Source organism: Niallia sp. FSL W8-0954 (genome assembly GCF_038005605.1).
GTDB lineage: Bacteria > Bacillota > Bacilli > Bacillales > Cytobacillaceae > Niallia > Niallia circulans_A.
The window spans coordinates 1,763,997-1,779,405 of sequence record NZ_JBBOTN010000001.1 but is presented as its reverse complement, the minus strand read 5'-3'; the positions used below and the strand labels follow the sequence as shown (position 1 = coordinate 1,779,405).

At 33.9% G+C, this 15,409-nt stretch carries 10 protein-coding genes; 2 read left to right on the top strand and 8 right to left on the bottom strand.

Going from position 1 to position 15,409, the window contains the following annotated elements; translation table 11 throughout:
• Positions 1 to 745 precede the first annotated feature (745 nt).
• Positions 746 to 1,870 (top strand): NAD(P)/FAD-dependent oxidoreductase, encoded by a 1,125-nt coding sequence (locus NX902_RS08645; protein WP_163188208.1) that lies wholly within the window; start codon positions 746 to 748, stop codon positions 1,868 to 1,870.
• A gap of 799 nt (positions 1,871 to 2,669) precedes the next feature.
• Here NX902_RS08645 and NX902_RS08640 read toward each other — a convergent pair.
• From NX902_RS08640 to NX902_RS08610, 7 genes are all read right to left on the bottom strand, one after another.
• Positions 2,670 to 5,375: an SH3 domain-containing protein gene (locus NX902_RS08640; protein WP_341160686.1), complete on the bottom strand. Its 2,706-nt coding sequence runs from the start codon at positions 5,373 to 5,375 to the stop codon at positions 2,670 to 2,672.
• A 400-nt stretch (positions 5,376 to 5,775) separates the two neighbouring features.
• Complete coding sequence (locus NX902_RS08635; RefSeq protein ID WP_095333076.1) at positions 5,776 to 6,789, bottom strand: asparaginase; 1,014 nt, start codon at positions 6,787 to 6,789, stop codon at positions 5,776 to 5,778.
• A 267-nt stretch (positions 6,790 to 7,056) separates the two neighbouring features.
• A complete protein-coding gene (locus NX902_RS08630; RefSeq protein WP_163188213.1) occupies positions 7,057 to 7,542 on the bottom strand; it encodes a nitroreductase family protein in 486 nt (161 codons plus the stop codon).
• Between the two features lie 198 nt (positions 7,543 to 7,740).
• Positions 7,741 to 8,925: a Ger(x)C family spore germination protein gene (locus NX902_RS08625; protein WP_163188215.1), complete on the bottom strand. Its 1,185-nt coding sequence runs from the start codon at positions 8,923 to 8,925 to the stop codon at positions 7,741 to 7,743.
• Between the two features lie 288 nt (positions 8,926 to 9,213).
• Positions 9,214 to 10,398 carry an NAD(P)/FAD-dependent oxidoreductase gene (locus NX902_RS08620; protein WP_095333084.1) on the bottom strand — a complete coding sequence of 395 codons (1,185 nt, stop codon included), beginning with the start codon at positions 10,396 to 10,398 and terminating at the stop codon, positions 9,214 to 9,216.
• Positions 10,399 to 10,515: 117 nt separating this feature from the next.
• A complete protein-coding gene (locus NX902_RS08615; protein WP_095333086.1) occupies positions 10,516 to 10,941 on the bottom strand; it encodes a DUF1641 domain-containing protein in 426 nt (141 codons plus the stop codon).
• 576 nt (positions 10,942 to 11,517) lie between these two features.
• On the bottom strand, positions 11,518 to 12,762 hold the full coding sequence (locus NX902_RS08610; RefSeq protein ID WP_341122758.1) for an ATP-binding protein: 1,245 nt from the start codon (positions 12,760 to 12,762) through the stop codon (positions 11,518 to 11,520).
• 223 nt (positions 12,763 to 12,985) lie between these two features.
• On the opposite strand from NX902_RS08610, the gene NX902_RS08605 reads away from it, so the two are divergent.
• Positions 12,986 to 14,332 carry an amino acid permease gene (locus tag NX902_RS08605; protein ID WP_095333090.1) on the top strand — a complete coding sequence of 449 codons (1,347 nt, stop codon included), beginning with the start codon at positions 12,986 to 12,988 and terminating at the stop codon, positions 14,330 to 14,332.
• Positions 14,333 to 14,408: 76 nt separating this feature from the next.
• Here NX902_RS08605 and NX902_RS08600 read toward each other — a convergent pair whose 3' ends face one another.
• The gene (locus NX902_RS08600) at positions 14,409 to 15,317 is read right to left on the bottom strand and encodes a TetR/AcrR family transcriptional regulator (RefSeq protein ID WP_163188219.1); all 909 of its coding nucleotides are present in this window, start codon (positions 15,315 to 15,317) and stop codon (positions 14,409 to 14,411) included.
• Positions 15,318 to 15,409 lie beyond the last annotated feature (92 nt).

Below are 15,409 nucleotides of genomic sequence, written 5' to 3'. Positions count from 1 at the left end.
ATCTAATGTAGAATTCTTATAATCTAATTGTCTATGTATTGTCTATATGTTTATGGTTGTAATTGGTAGAGAGACTCTTTTAATATAGTATTCTCTCTTCTATAAATCAAACGATAATCCCGCTTTCGACGAAAGTTCTTTATATAAAACATCTTTCGCCACAAATAGAAGTATAACATCATAATTTGTCATTTAAGTAATAGGAATATTACAATTGTGTTTCAAATGTCTTTTTTCTATCTTTGTTCACATTTTTTCCAAACTTTTTCCCTATACACTTCCATTAAATCCCTATTAAAATGCAGATTTAATAATTAACATATTGTACTAAGTCGTTCTTAATAGTAGTATTTTGTCGCATGATATCGACATTTTCTAACGTTTCTCGCCCTACTCTCCATTTCCAAAACACTAGACAACACATTACCAGACTACAGACTTATTATCTTTTTAGTTTAAATAATACATCTAACTGTATGGAACAACCGCCTCAAAAGGATGAATTCAAACTATATTTGCACTATGTTATATTAGTAATAGCTGTTTATTTTAGCTGCGGTTCTACAGAAATATTGCACTCTTTTAAACTGATATTATTTTGTCTTAAATCAGGATTTAATCTATCCAATTTTTACTTTTGATGAAATTGTAAATAGAAAAGTATCTGTCTAATCCAACTTGTGTTTAAAACAGAAAATCATTTGAAATCAGCTTGAAACTAACTAAAAAAGGAATTGATAATTATATGAAAAGAATAGTGGTCGTGGGCGGCGGAATACTTGGCGCTGCTACTGCTTTTGAATTAGCAAAGCGCGGGGCTGAAGTTATTGTCATCGATAGGGAAGATCGTGGACAAGCTACAAAAGCAGCTGCCGGAATTATTTGCCCTTGGAATTCCCAACGTAGAAACAAAAAATGGTATCTATTAGCTAGAGAAGGGGCAAAATACTATCCCACTCTTGTAAATGACTTACAAAACTATCGTCAGCTAAATACAGGCTATAAAAAAGTTGGTGCGCTTAGTCTGCATTCAGACATTACTAAATTGGAAGCTATGAAAGAAAGAACGTTAAAACGAAAAATAGATGCACCAGAAATTGGAGATATTGACATTCTTTCATCTTCAGAAGCTCAGTCTCTATTCCCTTTATTAGCTCCTGGATATGGGGCATTGCATATAAGTGGTGCAGCAAGAGTAAATGGCTGGTCATTACGAAACGCCCTCATGGAGGCAAGCAAACAATTAGGAGCAAGGTTTATCCATTCATCTTGTACCCTGTTGAAAGAGGGGCATGCAATTAAAGGGGTTACCCTTCGTGACAACACATCTATTTATGCAGATGAAGTAGTTATCGCTGCTGGTGTTTGGGCAAATGAATTGCTTGAGCCACTAAACTTAGCTTTTGACGTAAAAGCACAAAAGGGACAAATACTTCATATCCAATTAAAGGACATTCAATGTTCCAACTGGCCTGTAGTGATGCCACCACATGACCAGTACTTATTAACTTTAGAAAATAATACGATTGTAATTGGGGCAACACATGAAAATACAACCGAATTATCTCCCGATGTTACAATTGAAGGAATAAAAGAAATAATTGATAAAGCTCTACTGTTTGCACCAGGCATATCAGAAGGCATATGGAGTGAAGTAAAAGTAGGTTTCCGCCCATTCACAAACGATTTCCTTCCAGTATTCGGAAAAGTAAAGCATTATGAAGGGCTAACCCTTGCTAACGGCTTAGGTGCATCTGGCCTGACAATGGGACCATTTATTGGGCAACAGCTTGCTAAATTTCTTCTTCATTCTGAATCAGATATCGACTTTTCTCCCTATTCTATCGATAGTTCTATTCAAGAGCGATAGAATCAGGAATGGGTATAATGTACATTCGCTTTATTGTATTTCATTATCAAGCCTCAAACATGAAAACACTTAACGTTTTTCTGTATTACTAACGTTAAGTGTTTCTTTTATTGGGTATATTCTCTCATCTTTTTATTTACCTTACTAATCATAAATTCCCTAACTCACTTTCATACACTGCTTATTAAATACTATAGATCCATCTATTTCCCCATTTCGAATCCCAAATTCTTCATAAAAAAGAGTAAAACACGCCTTCATATTGGAAACTCACGAGAATAGATAGTAGTTTCTACATATGGTTCTTCAACCATAATCGTATTAAAATTGTTCTGTATTACGTTCACTTTCATTCTATGTAACGTTCATCTTCTTCTATTACTGAGAAGAAATGATAGATTGCAGAAGGAAAACTTTAGTTTGTGTTTTTATCCTATTACTTGTTAGAAAAGAAAACAAATAAATACTTCTTCTTTCAGTTATTTTGAAGCGAGGAATTTTTAAAATGGATAGAATTATAACGATTACTTAGGGGAATGGGTAAGTTAGGAAAGTAACAATTGCTGCAAAAAGATTATCGAATCAATTTTTTTCAAAAAGACAGTTCTTATAATTATATTTAATCCCTGAAAGTAATAAAGTTGCGGAATGGTCATAAATGCATCTGGGTAGTGTTTGGAAAGATTACAAACACTCTTTCCAAACACCATTAACTAGACTAATGATTTACCTTCTAATGTTTACAAATGGAAAATGTAGCTATCTATTTCCATTTATAAAACAATGAAACCGTTTATTTTTACTTTGTATTTACTTTATAAGTTGGAATCTCATAGTTTAATGTATAGGAACTTAACAGATTATATAAGTTATAAATTTGGCCCACTTGTTTAGTAGCCCAGCCTATATCGGAAGCATATTGATGCGTTGCATTTCCAGTTTTCTCAGCTGCATCAGGATTCCATCTCATTTTATATAAAGTATCTTGTCCAGCATTAACATAACCTTGGGCAATAAATTTGGCACCACCTATAATGGCTGCCTCTGGCGTAAACCATCCTGCATTATAAGCATATTGTGCACCGCTTGAAATGGCAGATCCATCATAGGCACCAATACCATACATGTTATACACAGTTTTACCGTTAACCTTGACACCATTTGCTAAAGTGGACGTTCCATTTCCAGTCTCTAAAAGTGCATGTGATATCAAGTAAATTTCATTAATTCCATAAGCATTAGCGGCAGTTACAAAGGCAGAAGCTTTTCCAGCTAAAATTCCTTTTCCAGCTAAAATCTTACTATCTACTTCTTTATCATCTACGTTTGCTTTTGCAGATAATTTTAGAAATTGCAGTGATTGTGTATCACTATTAATAAAATTGTCTGGATTAAGGTAGTAAGCAGTGTCTTCCTTACTAGCAGTAACCCATGATTGTGAATAATTCACTTTATACCAGTAGTAACCATCTGTTCCTTTGATTTTAGAAGTAATCGTTAATACTTGGCCACTAGTCAAGGTACTGACAACAGAATAATCGGTTCCAGCACCTCCGCGTAATCTCCAGCCATTTCCGATTACAGTACCCTTTGTTGAATCTGCTGTTTTAAAAGCAATCGCATCTTCTCTTATATATGTGTCATATTTTTTATCTGTTTGTGGATTCACACTTAATTGAATATTTGTCATTTCTTCTAGTGTGAGATTATAATTCACATAATTTTTATTAATCGTTGCATTAGCTGATCCATTGCCTTTGGTAGATAGATATTCTGTGCTGACATAGCCTTCTAAATTATTAACTTTTACTTTAGACCAACCATTTCCCTCCGCTTGTACAATAACCACGGTACCTGCTGGGAGCTTACTAAGAATCTTCCCACTTGTTGATGGTGTGGATCGCAAATTCAAACTAGAACCTGCTTGAACATTTACAATTTTTTCGATTCCAGTTGGTGTTTTTTCTGGCTGTTTCGCTTCGTTCTTGTCTGTTCCTTTATTTGGAGTAGATATACTTGTTAAGTATTCGCTACTTACATAGCCTTCTACTTTACTCGTTTTAATTTTGGACCAGCCGTTTTTTTCGGATAGTACCGTTACCACCGTACCCGCTGAAAGCTTTCCTTTGATCGATCCGCTTGTTGATGCAGTAGATCTTACATTTAAATTAGAACCCGCCTGAACGTTGACTTTCATTTCTTTTCCAGTTGGTGTTTTTTCTGGCTGTTTCGCTTCGTTCTTGTCTGTTCCTTTATCTGGAGTAGATATGCTTGTTAAGTATTCGCTGCTTACATAGCCTTCTGCTTTACTCGTTTTAATTTTGGACCAGCCGTTTTTCTCGGATAGTACTGTTACCACCGTACCCGCTGAAAGCTTTCCTTTGATCGATCCGCTTGTTGATGCAGTAGATCTTACATTTAAATTAGAACCCGCCTGAACATTGACTTTCTTACTTACTAATGTTGGTGTATTACCGCTGTTCTTTTCAGTTGCTTTATTATTATTAGTTGTTGCTTCTGTAATTTTTTTCTCCGATAGATAACTACTACTTACATAGCCTGTTTTTCCAGATACAGTTACTTTATCCCATCCATTTGCACTCGACAGAACTTTTACCTCTGTTCCTCTAGAAAGTTTTGTTAAGATGGAACTATTCGTACTCGCTTCCTTTCTAACATTAAGGGAAGATTTTTTTTCAACATTGACATATTTCGCCGTTGTTTTTGCCGTTGCCTCTTTACTAGCGCTTGTTTTAGTTTCATCTTTCTTCTCTGTACTTGAAGTTCCCTTTTTCTCTGCTAGATATTGTGTTGCTACATATCCTTGTTTTCCATACGCTTCTACTTTCGACCAGCCATTGGATTCTGAATAAACCGTTACAGGTACATCTTTAGCCAATTTTACAATAATGGAAGCTGAATTGGACGGACTGTTTCTTAAATTTAAACTGGAACCAGTATCAACATTAACGTATTTAGTCACTTTTTGTTGCTTGTTTGAACTATTCGTTGTTTTCTTTTCCTCTGATTGTACAGCTTTTATGTATTGAGATGATACATATCCATTTATTCCATTTACTTTAATTTTTGCCCAGCCATTGGACTCTGAAATAACTTCGACTTTTGTATTGTTTTTAAGCTTTGTTACTATATTTGCTTTTGTCGAAGCTGACTCTCTTACATTTAAAGTAGAAGACGGATCAATAGAAACATATTTTACGAAGCTCTCTTGCTTTGTTGTCAAATAACTTGATGATACATATCCAATCTTTCCATCCACATCCACTTTTGACCAGCCATTCGTTTCCGAAAGGACACTAACTTTTTCTCCTGCCTTTAAAGTGGTTACCACACTTGTACTGATTGATGGACCGACTCTTACATTCAATACCGATCCTTTATTCACTTCTACATACTTCGTAACGGAAGCTGCGTGAGCCTCATCCATAAAAAGTGGGGAAGATAATGCTGCTAGAAATATTCCAGGTACAACTACTTTTTTCACCACTACATACCTCCTAGATCTATTTGCTTAGTTCATTATTTGGTTATTCTTGAATCTATCATCTTGTTACTACTAAACTCTATTACCCCTATTATATATTCTTTAGTACCTATGATATTATCTATTATTCTACTAGTATATAATCCTATAGTCACGTTTTTTTATTACACCCTTATTTATTAGGTTTAAAGTTTCATCCCAATACCAAATACACCTAGCACACCTAATCCAATAGTAACATTATTAACTAGAAATAAATAGTCATGAAGATTTAGATAAGACCACAAAAAACAAAAATAGGCATCATGGACTACTTGAAATTGAGACCGTATTTCTCCAAAAACTGAATGAAAAAAGCTTCCAATCTATCACCAAAAAGATAGATTGGAAGCTTCATCACTCAGTAGTTGGATCTTTCCCCTTCCCAATCAACTGATAAATCATAAGCTATTTGGCTCTCCATGCGATTTTTTATTTCATTTAATGATGCTTCATTTCCTAATACCCACATTAATTTTGCCACAATTGCTTCTGTATTCATATCTGCGGATAATATAATATTGTATTGCGCCACTTTTCTTCCTACTTCATATAGTAGGAGGTCTTGTCCTTCTTCCAAGCATTGAGTTGTGATAACAACAGCAATTCCTTCCTCTACCATTTCTTCAATCTTTGGTAATAGATTTCTTTCCTCAAAAGGTAAGCCCCCATTACCAAAGCTTTCAATAATGACCCCTTTATAATGCTGTTTAATAAAATTAAATATCTCCGGCTTTGTACCTGGGTGCAATTTTAATAAAAAAACATCAGGACATATGCTTGTATTCAACAGCAAATCAGTTGTCGTCTTGTCAGGCTTCCATAAAAAGTGAATTTGATCTTTTTCGATCGTCGCTACATATGGATGATTGATACTAGCAAATGCATCATAGCTCTTTGTTCGCATTTTCATTGCTCTTGTACCGATAATAACACGTCCATCAAAAACGACAAAAACTCCGCCTATCTCTTCTTTCGCAAAGCGAATGCTATCTATAACATTTTTCTTAGCGTCTGTTTGTTTAAAACTAATCGGGACTTGTGATCCAGTGATTACAACAGGTTTTTCGAGACCTTGAAGCATATAAGAAAGTGCTGCTGATGTATACGCTAATGTATCTGTACCATGTGTAATAATAAAACCATCAAATTCATGATACCGCTCAGCAATGGTCTCAGCCATCATAACCCAATGTTCCGGCTGCATATTAGTACTATCTCTATTCATAATGATTTCACAAGTTACATCAACTTCTAAAATATCATTCTTAAAATATTGAAGGAGATCTTCTGCAGACAAACCAGGAACAAGTCCTTCATTTCCTTCTATTGAGGCAATTGTCCCGCCGGTTGCAAGTAAAAGCAATTTTTTCATTTACAGTCCTCCTAAATGCCATACGCCTTAAAATATATCCTTTTTCGATATATACCACGTTATTATATATACTTAAAGAAATTTCCGCAATAAGAGGATTCTATCCATTTTATCAGAAAAAATTATTTCTCTCTATTTCTATTTTCCTAGCTGAAAGCAACATAAAAAAATGGCTGGAACAGAGATGTCCGACCAAAAATAAGGCCAAACAGATTCGTATGATTGTTTGGCCTTTTATTCGCTTATCGAAAATTAATAGATCACGTTTTAATCTAAATAGGTAATTTTCTCCTCGATAGACGTGCGTGCTTTTGGTTCCATAATTTCTTCCGGGTAGCCAATAGCAAGTACTCCGACCACTTCATAGTCCTCGCTTACTCCTAACGATTTTCTTCCTAAAGCCGAAGATCCGACAGAACTCCAAAACGTACCTACTCCCGCATCCCATGCTTGCAGCATAAAATTTTGGATAAAACAGGAAACTGCTGCTAAATTTTCATCCCTTTCGATTTGGTTTCTTCCTTTATGCGATAAAACAGCAATAACCTTAGAAGCTCCGCCAAAATTTGTTTTATGTTTTAGTTCTGCTCGGGTTTTCTCTCCAACAAAAAGAATTCTCCATGGTTCTGTCATTTTATGATTCGGTGCAAATTTTGCCTGTTGAAGCCATTCCAAAATAATAGAATTCTCTACATCTTTCGTTTTGAATTTTTTTACTGTTCTTCTCCCTGTAATTAATTCAGATATATTCACTTTTAACTCTCCCCTTTTTGTGAAGTATTGCTTATTTCTCTTTATTATAATAATCCTATTTTCTACTTTTTTAAATAATTCCTCTTTCTAAAAATACAAAAAAATCACCTTCAGAACGTTGACAAATATCCTAATTGTGACTAAAACGTTTCTTAAGTCGACTCCCTGAACAACTTTTTCTATAAATAAGCCATTTGCTTATTTTATATTATTGCTATTGTTTCGAAATCCACTCCTTTTTATTTCTACATTTACGTGCACATTAATCTTCGCATCTTTAAAACCTGTATCCCAATTATCTTCATATTGTTTAAAATGCTTGTAATCTTGATCTCTAAATATTTCTCCCAATCCAAATATATCTGCGACATATTCTTTTTGCATTTTTTCAATCAACTTACTAAATTCTTTTTCAAGATAACGGTTTGTTTTGTTTTCAAAATCTTCAAACGCATTTGCTTTTGCAGCTTTTATCCCTTTCTCAGAGCCATCTAGAATGGATTCAGCTTTAATAAATATATCAAATTGAGGTCGGCCATTCACTTGTCTAGCTTTAATCTTTGTCTTAGAATGCATAACACGCAAGCCGAAAAATTTGTTCTTCTCATAGGGGATGCTCAAGGAGGTCTGTTCCAACTTACTTTGAATCCACACTAACATCCTTGTATCATTTAAATCCAAATATCCTTGCAGCTTTCCATTTTTAAAAATTGCCAATGAATCAATTTTTGCCATCGCCCCTGGTACTGTTGTTTTAATGTTATCAAGGTTCCACCCTTTTTCTTTTTCCCCGTCAATTTTCATAGCGGACAAAACAGGAACTTGTCCAGGTGATGAATAGGTACGGATAAAATCATTTAATTTAATGCCTGGAGTTCCTCCCCATTCCTTTAACATATTGTCTATTTGGGGAAATATTTTCAATGAAGAAACTTTTTGATAATCATTCGTTATTCGCAAAAAATCTACTGCCTCTGTATCCCTTGCTACAACTATATTAAAGTCATCTCTTATCTCTCTGTCCCTATCAAAATAATCCATAAAACTTAGAATACCCTCTCTGGCAATATCCTCCCCGATAATAAGCAATCTCGTATGTGAAAAAACTAAATGGGTTGATATTGCTGTATTAAACTTATGGGTAATCTCCCCTACCGTATCTCCTTCTATCGAGTAGACAATCGCAGGGGCTAAACCTTGAGCAGTTCTTGGATTTAATTCAGCAGCAGAAGTACTCTCTATCGAAAGTTTGTATTTATGTTCTTTCCCCTTATCTATTGCTATCCCCGTTACAATCGAATTTTGATTTAATTCCGAATGATCCCAACAACCAGCTAAAAACAAGATGGATACAATAGATATACATAATAAACAGCGCTTCATATTTTTAGACTACTCCCTTTGTATCGTCAATATCTTCCTTCCTCTATCACTAATTAGTATGATAGAGAATCAAGAAAAACAGACAATTACCCCTTTTTCAAAGATAATAATAGTTTGTGAAAAAGAACGAAAATTATCCTTTATATCCTTACAATTCTATTAAGAAAATGACATAAATAACAGAGATAGTTGTGACAATAAGAGGAATAGTCCATTCTCAAGTGGATACAAATAAAAAAGATGAGGACAGGGCTAATACACTGTCTCTCATCTTTTTCTTCTTTATTATTAGTAAGCTAAGCTGAATAGCCCTTTAATATGTGATAAGTAACGAATATTACTTGCTTCTTTCATTAAGGAAGCAGGTAATCCTTTTAATGGAGTCGAGCTGCCTCCAACGATTGCTACACCATCTTTTCTACCAAGACTTGCAAGTGTACCAGAATTAATTGGGTTAAATGTATCTAATGCTTTATTTTCAAGGTAAGCATATAGATTATATCCAATTAATTCTCCCATTTGCCAAGCAATTTGAGCAGTTGGTGGTGCTGGACGACCATCCCCATCAGCAGGGAAGTAAACAGCACTATCACCAGCTACAAATACATCAGGGTGTGAAGTAGATTGTAGGAAATCATTTACAGTTGCACGACCACGATTTACTTCTAATCCAGAAACTCCAACAAGTGGATTTCCTTGTACGCCGCCAGTCCATACAAATGTATTAGCAACAATTTGTTGACCATCTTTTAAATCAATTACATTGCCAGACACATTTGTTACTGGTAAGCCTGTTAAGAAAGTAACACCACGGTTTTCCAAACTCTTAGTAGCACGTTCGATTAAGTCTTCTGGTAAAACAGGAAGAATTTTCGGACCAGCTTCTACTAATAGTAATTTAATATCGCGGAAATCAACGCCATATTTTCTTGTTAATCCTGGTAAGATATCAGCAAGTTCACCAACAAGTTCTACACCTGTTAGTCCGCCACCACCAATTAATATTGTTGCATCTTCTTGTTTTCTTGATTTAGCATATTCACGAATACGCTCTTCTACATGATTGTAGATTTTGTTTGCATCATCTGCTGATTTAAGAACCATACTGTTCTCTTCAAGACCAGGGATACCGAAGTATGCTGTTACACTTCCTAGCGCTACTACTAATGCATCATAAGATAATTTAGTTCCATCGCCTAAAGCAACTTCTTTTGTATCTACATTGAAAGAATCAACAGCAGCAATTTTTAAGTCGATGTCTTTGCCTTTAAATAATTTTTCTAGTGGCATAGCAACAGCTTTTTCAGAAACATTACCTGCTGCTAAGCGATGCAATTCAGTAATGATTTGATGTGTTGGATATTTATTAATAACGGTTACTGTAGCTTCCGCTTTACTGTAAAATTTACGAACATTTAAAGCTGCTAACAGGCCACCGTATCCAGCACCTAAAATAACAATATGTTTTGACATAGTAAATCCCCCGTCCTTATTACATTTAAAAGTATTGGCAGGCTCCCCTGTCAGTTTTCACATAAATAAATTCTTTTATTAACGCCATTACTGACTAAAGGAAGACTACTTGAAAGATTATTTATTATTGCGTTCTGACATGATTTGAAGATAGCTCTGTAAAAAACGGAACATCTTTTGTGCTTGTGGGTCTTTTAACATTTTCATTAAACCGAATACACCAATTGTTTCATTGCTTGCATCTGCACGATCTTTTGCTTCGATAGCAGCGGATGCCATTCCTTTAACAGAATGAATAACTGGTTCGAACATTTCCGTTGTTGCCCCAACGATATCACTTTTAAATACTTCATCTTGGGATAATGATTGAACAACATCATAAGTTTTAGATAAACCATTAACCATTTCAGTTAACTTTGGTAGTTGCTCCATTAATGTTGTCAATGATTCTTGTACCTCAGGCTTTAGCAACTGATCCAATAGGTCTTGATTTGTTGCAGTCAGTTGTTTTTCAGCATTGGTTTGCGCAGTAGTTTCTGACATAACTGATTCTCCTTTACTATAAGCACTTAGCTTAAATGTTATTAACAAATGTTTTGTGATTCTATGCACAAAACTTTGCAAAAAGATAATTTTTACTAACTCTAGTTAGAATAAATGAAGGTATGTACAAAACTTTTTGAGTCTCTTTTTCTACAAACTAAAAGAAGATGTACAACCTCTCCATTATTAAACTCCTCTAATATAATACCACTTTTTGAACAAAAATAAATGTAAGTTTGACAAAAAAACAGAGTTTTTTTCAAGAAAAGTGATGTTTATCACGAAAAGAGAGAATAAAGTCATAAAACCAACAAAATAAATTATTAATCAAAATTGTCTTATTTTTTACTCTATAAACTATTATGCTAAAAAAACAAGTTACTATTCATTTAATCTGTAGACCCCCCTCTTGATAATCGAAAGTTTAAATAGGATATTAAAACTCTTCCTGTCGACAAACTGTACCCATTACTCCTTTAAACTTCTATAAACTACTTACAAATACCTGTAATCGTTTACCACTATTTTCACAAAAAAGGAAGGGGCAGTTCTTAATCTCTGCCCCTTCCTTTTTCCTTATTTATGGTTAAGTGGAAAAATTACAGAGCAAGTCGTTCCCTTATTTATTTTACTGTTGATTTTAATTTTGCCATTCAAATGATGAATAATATTAAAACATACCATCATTCCAACTCCCGTTCCTTGTGTTTTTGTTGAGTAAAAAGGCGTTCCGAGTCTCTGAAGTTCGTCTTCCGACATTCCTTTGCCATTATCCTTAATATTTATCCTTAAATGATTTTCTGACAGTTTTGCAGAAATAATCACTTCCCCTTTGTCTTCGATTGCTTCAATCGCATTCTTTATCATATTAATAAATAATTGCAAGATTTCATCATGCCCAGCTTCAATTATACAAGTTGTTTGAACTTGATTATAAATTTTCACATTATTTAAAAGAGCATATGGATACATCAGTTCTTCTACTTTTTTGATAATCTTCGCTAGCTCGATCTGTTCTTTTTTCCCTTGATTTGGTCGAGCAAGTGATAAATAATCATTTATTATTTTTTCAGCTCTCACCAATTCTGAAGATATAAGTAAAAGCATTTCTTGTTGTTTCCCAGTAATATTAGAATCTTCTTTTAATAAATGTGTATACCCTTTTACTACTGTTAACGGATTACGTATTTCATGAGCTACAGATGCAGCCATTTCGCCAATCAGTCGTATACGTTCAGTTTGTTGCATTTGCTCTTGCTTTCGTTCTTGATAAGAAAGTGATTCTATTAAATAAATTGCGATACTAAGGGTAACAAGATGTGATAAATACAAGTAAATCACAAACATAATAGTTAGTTTATTTGTAAAAAATGAAGTAGCAATTACATCAATACTTATTGGGATAAGTGATGTGGAACAAGCAATCATTATTTTTTTTCCATATGTTTTAGCCTGCTTGTATATTTTTATCGTATAGCACAAGACTGGCACTGTTAATAGAACAATGATAATAGTAATCATTAGCCCTTCATTACATCCAATCATATATCGGTAAATCGCCATAACCATAGTAGTTAATAACCCAGCCGGTAAGCCCCCATAAAAAAAGGCGACCAACCATGGAATCGTCCTTAAATCATAAATATGTCCTGGAGCAATTTCTAATGACAATGCCATGGCTAAAATTAATATCGTTGAACAATAAAAAGCTGTAAACAGACGAGTATTCTTAATTTTCATTTTATGAAAATAATAGAAATAAATAAAAATTGGTACGACATTCAATAATAAAACAAATAAATAATTGTCAAATCTAATCATTTTTTCTCCTCTAAAATAATATCTCCCTGTATCTAAGTTACCATCATTCCACTATTATTTCATCAGTAAATATTATTCTTTTTTATTACAAAGTTGCTATAGTTTAATCTATTTTTTAATGTTTATTAGTTATACAAATAATTGCCGAAAAAGCTGACATACTAATAAAGGCTACACTATCTATTTTGTAATTCCTTCATTATTACTTAAAGAGGAGAACACAATGACAAATAAAAAAGCAGATTCAAAATCAGAAAATCTTAAATGGTGGCAGTTATCATTAATTGGTGTGGGCTGTACGATTGGAACAGGGTATTTTCTTGGTTCCAGCCTTGGAATAATGGAAACAGGCCCATCCATTGTTTTCACCTTCATTTTAGCAGCGATTGGTACGTATATTGTTTTTAATCAATTGGCAAAAATGACGGCGGAGGATCCACAGGAAGGGTCGTTTTGTTATTATGCAAATAAAGCATTTGGCCCATGGGCAGGCTTTAGTTGTGGCTGGAATTATTGGTTTTCTAACATTCTAATCATGGGAAGCCAACTAACCGCTCTCTCCCTGTTATCTCAATTTTGGTTTCCTAAAGTCCCATTATGGGTATTCGCTTGTATTTACGCTGTTCTTTCTTTGTTTGTTGTTTTTCTAGGAACAAAAGGATTCGATCGTGTAGAAAATTATTTGGCTATTATTAAGACAGCAGCCATTATAATGTTTATTGGTTTAGCTGCTGCTGCTGTTTTCGGTTGGATTCATGGAGGCAATGGTGCTGTTTCTGTCCCTAAATCTATAGACGACCTTTTTCCTAAAGGCTACAAAGGCTTTTGGATTTCTTTACTATTTGCATTTTATGCATATGGAGGAATTGAGGTTATTGGGTTAATGGCAATGCAATTGAAAGATAAGAAGGATGCACCAAAAGCAGGTACAAATATGCTCATCATTCTCGTCATAATCTATGTTCTTTCATTAGGATTAGCAACAATATTAGCACCGCTCGATCAATTTTCCGAAAAAGAAAGTCCCTTCGTAACAGCGTTATCGGAGTATCACTTAACCTTTTTCCCACATGTTTTTAATGGTGCTATCATTATTGCAGGATTCTCTACCATGACAGCTTCTTTATTCGGTGTAACCAGTCTATTAGTAACTTTAGCAAAGGATGGAGACGCTCCGAGAATTTTCCAAAAAAAACTTAAAAAGTTTAACGAGCTGCCTCTCCCTTCTTTTATTCTTGGAGGAATAGGGCTCTTTGCATCTGTTGTTGCTGCCCTTTTATTACCCGGGAAAATATTCGAATATATTACAACAGCTGCTGGAATTCTTTTACTATATAACTGGACTTTTATCCTTCTTTCTTCCTTTAAAATACTTAAAGGAAAACTATGGGATAAACTAAAGTCTTCCTTTGGGATTTTACTTATTATCACAGCTATCGCAGGTACCATTATTGAAAAAGAAGTCCGTATCGGTTTTTTTGTAAGCTTAGCATTTGTCCTAATTATCGCATCAGCAACTTTTTTCATGCGACATAAATTGGGGAAAAACAAGGCGGGTTGTGCAAAATAAACAAAATTTCAATTTATAAAACAGAATAAACCAAGGAAAAGTCAACGTTTAAGCTGTGACTTTTCCTTCTACCCTGTCATTGATTCCGTTTGGAATATACCTTTTTTATACTATCTCTAAGTTTTTGGACCTTTTTAGCATATGGTGTCTCTTTTACCTCTTGCATCAGAGACATTAATGCACTTTCCATTAAAAAATACCTCGGGTATTTGATCTCTATCTCTTCTTCGATAAATGTTAACAATTGTTCTATTTTCTCTTGACTAGAAAGCAATTCTTTATCTTTTTTTAAATCTGCTTTAAACGCATAAATCATACAAAGAATTTCCTTCTTTCCCACATCCTCATCACTCATGGATTGAAGGGCAATCCAATTATAAAGCGTATCTGGTTTTATAAGGACTTCATTAGATTTAGATAGATGGTTAACCATATCAAGCACCCGATTTACACAGTATTGCACAATTTGATGTATATTTGCGTGATCTTGATAGATTAATGAATGCACAAAAATACTAGAATGAATCATTCCCATTAACATAATAGAACAATCTAATAAATACGTTTTATTTTGTGCACCACATACATCAACTAACCGATTATAAATCCAGCTGAGCTCATGTATTCTTCTATTTTTAATATAATTTTTTAATTCTTCATCCTTTGTAAAAAGAATTTCTTCAAATAAAGAAATGATTTTATATTGGTTATTTGTTCGAATCAACATTTCAATTTGTTTGATAAACAGGGTGCTATCTGTTTCGTCTTGCCCCATTAGTAATTGTTTTCTTTGCCATTCCAATTCCGTATAAATATTTTTAAAAATTGAAATTAACAATTCATTTTTACTGGAAAAGTAATTATAAAATGTACCTTTTGAAATTTTACTTGCAGTTAATATGTCTTGGATCGATGTCTGCTGAAATCCCTTTTCAATAAATAATTCATGTGCTTTATCCATTACTTGCTTTTTACGTTTATTCATTTAACCACCTTGAATATAAAATTAGACTACCGGTTCAATTTATATAGTAGGTCATTTAGAATAGATTTACAATCATCCCAATAAAAAAGAAT

Coding starts and splice junctions, on each gene's coding strand:
- NX902_RS08645 (WP_163188208.1), top strand. CDS start 746: ATGAAAAGAATAGTGGTCGTGGGCGGCGGAATACTTGGCGCTGCTACT.
- NX902_RS08620 (WP_095333084.1), bottom strand. CDS start 10,398: ATGTCAAAACATATTGTTATTTTAGGTGCTGGATACGGTGGCCTGTTA.
- NX902_RS08615 (WP_095333086.1), bottom strand. CDS start 10,941: ATGTCAGAAACTACTGCGCAAACCAATGCTGAAAAACAACTGACTGCA.
- NX902_RS08635 (WP_095333076.1), bottom strand. CDS start 6,789: ATGAAAAAATTGCTTTTACTTGCAACCGGCGGGACAATTGCCTCAATA.
- NX902_RS08625 (WP_163188215.1), bottom strand. CDS start 8,925: ATGAAGCGCTGTTTATTATGTATATCTATTGTATCCATCTTGTTTTTA.
- NX902_RS08600 (WP_163188219.1), bottom strand. CDS start 15,317: ATGAATAAACGTAAAAAGCAAGTAATGGATAAAGCACATGAATTATTT.
- NX902_RS08610 (WP_341122758.1), bottom strand. CDS start 12,762: ATGATTAGATTTGACAATTATTTATTTGTTTTATTATTGAATGTCGTA.
- NX902_RS08605 (WP_095333090.1), top strand. CDS start 12,986: ATGACAAATAAAAAAGCAGATTCAAAATCAGAAAATCTTAAATGGTGG.